This window comes from Burkholderia sp. LMG 13014 (genome assembly GCF_905232215.1).
In the GTDB taxonomy this organism is placed as follows: Bacteria; Pseudomonadota; Gammaproteobacteria; order Burkholderiales; family Burkholderiaceae; genus Burkholderia.
In genome coordinates, this window is record NZ_CAJNKE010000642.1 from 1 (window position 1) to 3,209 (window position 3,209).

Genomic DNA, 3,209 nt, shown 5'->3' on the forward strand with positions numbered 1-3,209 from the left:
CGCCACACTGCCGCCGTCGTCGCCGCCGCACGCGGCGAGCGTCGTGGCTGCAACGAGCGCGGGAAGCCACGCGCGACGCAATCCGGTTCGATGAATGTCCATTGTCGACCTCTTGTTGTGATTGTCTGGAACCGGACGGCCCGCGATATGCCCCCTGCGGCCCGGCCGGGTGCTGCATCGGATGAAACGGAACGGCACCTTCGAAAGCGCCGGGCGCGAGGCCCGGTTGTCACGGCCGGTGTCGACGCGCGTCGCGCAACCCGGCGGGCAGTCGGGGCGACGGCATCGCCCCGACCGAAAAGCGTCAGTGCGGCGGCTGATTCGGGCCGCCTGATCGATGCGAAGCCGGCTGCGCGGAATGAATGCAGGAGTACGAATTAAATGCGGGCATGCCCGGTCTTCCTTCAGGTTTCAGACGAAACGGAACGGCACGATGCGATGAGGCGGGGATGGTGCGAACGGCGGTGCTGCAACGGCAGGACAGCGCGACTTGAGTCGGCGGGGCTGGCCGGAATGCTTTCCGGAAGCTTGCGCCAAACTTATCTCAGTGAAATCTGGGTGTCAAACTTTTTTAGTTTGAATCAAACAAAGTTTCTAGCGGTGCCCGGCGATCGACATGAGATCGGTCTAAATTTCCGCGAAATATTTCCGTAAACGGTAAAAAACGGATTGAAAGGAGAGAGGGCATGACGATGTCAGTCACGGCAGCGAGCGGCCTTTCGCTCGTGCAGATGGTGCAGGAAGCGGCGCTCGACGGGCGCCCGCAGACGGGCGCGGTGGCCGGGCAACCGCAGGACACGCCGATCACCATCCGCGCGCTGGATCAGGACGCGATGCACGCGGCGCGCATGAAACAGATGTCGATGCTGGGCGACCTGTCGACGAAGCTGCGCGGCGTCACCAACCAGCTTGCGACGAGCCTGCACGAGATCATCGCGAAGCGCCCGGATCTGGCCGATGCGCAGTTCGACTTCAAGACCGGCAACGGCCGGATCGAGGTCGTGTCGAAGACGATGACGGAAAGCGATCGCGCGTGGGTGGAGGCGACGCTGAACGCGAACGCGGGCCTCGTGCTCGCGACGCGCGAGTTTCACCAGCAGGCCGTCGACTTCGCCGAGCAGGGCGCGGCCGCCGTGGGCGAGACGTTCACGGACGCCGATCGCCAAGTGGCCAGCCAGCGCGCCGACGCGGACTTCCTCTTCATGAAGGAGATCAATACGTCTGTCGCGCGCAACCAGAAGTTCGAAGAGATCGGCGGGCATTTCACCACGCAGGACGGCACGCCGCTGACGTTCGAGCAGTCGGCCGGCAGCGCGCGCGGCACGCTCGCGCTGCTGGATACCGACCGTCAATTGTCGTCGGGCGCGGCGATCTTCGTCGACGATGCGGGGCAGAAGACCTACGGCAGGCGTGCGGGCCTGATCGACGTCGGCTTCGGGGCCGCATTCGAGGACATCCTGAACGGCCGCAACAGCATCGGTTTCCACGAGATCGCATGACGGCGCGCTTCGCCGAGCCGGACACCTGACACCGCGCGCCTATTCGTCGCGCAGCGCTTCGGCCGGCCGCACCCGCGCGGCGCGCCAGCTCGGGTAGAGCGTCGCGACGCACGACATCAGGAACGCGGCCGCGGCGATCTCGATCACGTCGGTCGCCGCGAGCTTCGACGGAAGCGAGCTGAGGAAGTACACGGACGGCGTCAGGAAGCGGATGCCGAGCAGCTGCTCGATCGCCGGCAGCACCCACGGGATGCTCACCGCGATCGCGCAGCCGAGCGCGACGCCCGCCAGCGTGCCGGCGAGGCCGATCGTCATCCCCTGGATCGCGAAGATCTTCATGATCGACCCGGGCGGCGCGCCGAGCGTGCGCAGGATCGCGATGTCGCCCTGCTTCTGCGTGACGGTCATCACGAGCGACGACACGAGGTTGAACGCGGCGACCGCGACGATCAGCATCAGGATCAGCGACAGCATGCGCTTTTGCAGCCGCTCGGCTTCGAACCACGTGCGGTTCTGCCGCGTCCAGTCGCGGATATAAAGCTCGCCCGACAGCGTGTGCGACAGTTCCAGTGCAATGTCCGGCGCGCGCTGCAGGTCATCGAGGCGCAGCCGGATGCCGGTGGGCGCGCGCACGTTGAACAGCGTCTGCGCGTCGCGGAGATGGATGTACGCGAGCGCGCTGTCGTACTGGTAGTGGCCCGACTCGAACGTGCCGACCACGTTGAACTGCCGGAACTGCGGCAGCGCGTCGCCGATGCGCGCGGTGTTGCCGGGCGCGAAGAACGTGATGCGGTCGCCGATCTTCACGTGCAGCGCGTCGGCCAGCGCCGAGCCGAGCACGATCCCCATCTCGCCCGGCACGAGCGCGTCGAGCCGCCCGGTCTTCAGCTTGCGCGCAATCTCGGACACGCGCGGCTCCAGCACGGGATCGATGCCGCGCAGCGCGACGCCCGTCACGCTGCCCGCGTTCGTCAGCAGCGCCTGCGCATCGACATAGGGCGCGACGGCGCGCACCGCCGGATTCTGCAGCGATTCGTGCGCGGTGAGCCGCCAGTCGGGCATCGCGCCCGTCGGCGAGAAGATTTCCACGTGCGCGAGCACCGACAGCATCCGGTCGCGCACTTCGGTCCGGAATCCGTTCATCACCGACAGCACGACGATCAGCGCGGCGACCCCGAGCGCGATGCCGGCCATCGCGGCGCCGGCAATGAACGACACGAAGCCGTCGCCGGCCGAGCGCCGGCCGCCGCGCGCATAGCGCAGCCCGATCTGCCATTCGAACGGGAGTTTCAAGCGGTTTCCTTTCATTTCGATTCGAATCATGCCAAGCCGCGCATTCTAGCGAACGCGGCGCGACCACGCGCAGCGGTTGCGCCGGCGAGCCGAAATCCACCCGACCGGCCGGTTATCCGGCAGCGTTGCGCGCCGGCACACCGATATTTCCATCGTTTCGGGTCTGATCGATAATGGCGCCCAGCATCCGGTCGAACATACCAAGTATTTACGGCGCAACCGGGCCGCGCCGTCACAAGACCCATAACGATTCGGGGAAGGTTGCCGTGCAGGCAGCATGTCCTTGACAAGGAAATAACAATGGATTTGCTGCGCTTTCTGCTGCTCCTGCCCGTTCGCGTGGCGGGCTTCGTCTGGTGGCTGCTCGGCTGCGCGCTGCGGCCGCTGGTCGGCAACGTGTCGTGGACGGCGCCCGCG

2 protein-coding genes are annotated in these 3,209 nt (G+C 66.3%); one reads left to right on the forward strand and one right to left on the reverse strand.

Annotated elements, in window-relative coordinates; all coding sequences use genetic code 11:
• The first annotated feature begins 686 nt into the window (after positions 1-686).
• The gene (locus tag JYJ84_RS32355; protein WP_175223384.1) at positions 687-1,499 is read left to right on the forward strand and encodes a hypothetical protein; all 813 of its coding nucleotides are present in this window, start codon (positions 687-689) and stop codon (positions 1,497-1,499) included.
• Positions 1,500-1,538: 39 nt separating this feature from the next.
• Here JYJ84_RS32355 and JYJ84_RS32360 read toward each other — a convergent pair whose 3' ends face one another.
• The gene (locus JYJ84_RS32360; RefSeq protein ID WP_164462727.1) at positions 1,539-2,792 is read right to left on the reverse strand and encodes a lipoprotein-releasing ABC transporter permease subunit; all 1,254 of its coding nucleotides are present in this window, start codon (positions 2,790-2,792) and stop codon (positions 1,539-1,541) included.
• Between the last annotated feature and the right edge of the window lie 417 nt (positions 2,793-3,209).